The 895-nt window shown below is 66.0% G+C and carries 1 protein-coding gene; it reads left to right on the top strand.

Translation table 11 applies throughout. The features are described from left to right. Window positions 1–110 precede the first annotated feature (110 nt). Window positions 111–836 carry an enolase gene (locus tag V3B48_RS01600; RefSeq protein WP_329893039.1) on the top strand — a complete coding sequence of 242 codons (726 nt, stop codon included), beginning with the start codon at window positions 111–113 and terminating at the stop codon, window positions 834–836. The last annotated feature ends 59 nt before the right edge of the window (window positions 837–895 follow it).

Raw genomic sequence — 895 nt, 5'->3', positions numbered from 1 at the left:
GGGTCCCCGTGCCGCGCCTGGGGCCGGGCCGGCCGCGGGCCGGCAACCTCCAGATGTATCGCGGATGCCGGCCAGCGGCCGGCACTACCGATCCAATTCAAAGGACTGACATGATCCACCAGACTGAATTGCGCGACCTGCTGCCCGGCATGGTCCCCTTCCCCGCCGATGTCTTCCCCGCCGACCAGGCCTGGCTCGGCCAGCACCTGCTGCCGCTGCTGAAGATCGACCTCGGCGTGCTGCGCCCGGAACTGGCCGGCCAGGTGGCAACGATGCTGTGCCCGATCGAGCCGTATGACGGCTGCATCGGCGAGACCACAGAAGAACACCACAACGATTTCACCGGCACCAACTGGATCGCCTTCGAACTGACCGCCGGCAACGAGATGCGCTTCCTCGGCAACGCGGGCTATTTCATCGGTGATGCGGTGCAGGACAAGGATGCGCAGGAACACATCGCGCAGATGCGCGAGAGCTACGCCAAGGCCCGCGATTACCATGCCACGCATGGCCGTCTCGCCTGCTACTCGCGCTATGGCAAGGGTGAGGCCAGCGAGCGCGATTATCTGGATACGCTGGGCGGCCCCATCGGTTTCGGCAACTGGACCGAAACCGCAGAGATTCCCGCGGCATTCGAGTTGGGTTTCACCGAAGCTGCCGATGACCCCAACGCTGCGGACGATGCCGAAACAGTGATCATCACCCGCAATGGCAACAAATTCTTCGCCGTGGCCGACGTGGCCGGCTACAACTGGTGCGCCACCGGTGCCGATGCGATCGTGATGCTGTACGAGTCGGAAAGCCGCACGGTGCTGTTCTCGTTCGACTGGTCGTAAGCCCCCTGGTAGTGGGGGGGGGGGGGGGGGGGGGGGGGGGGGGGGGGGGCGCGCGGGGG

Source organism: Stenotrophomonas sp. SMYL20 (assembly GCF_036320045.1).
Classification (GTDB): Bacteria; Pseudomonadota; Gammaproteobacteria; order Xanthomonadales; family Xanthomonadaceae; genus Stenotrophomonas; species Stenotrophomonas maltophilia_A.
Note: the sequence above shows the minus strand (reverse complement) of the source record. Positions and strands in the feature narration are given on the sequence as shown.

Coding starts and splice junctions, on each gene's coding strand:
- V3B48_RS01600 (WP_329893039.1), top strand. CDS start 111: ATGATCCACCAGACTGAATTGCGCGACCTGCTGCCCGGCATGGTCCCC.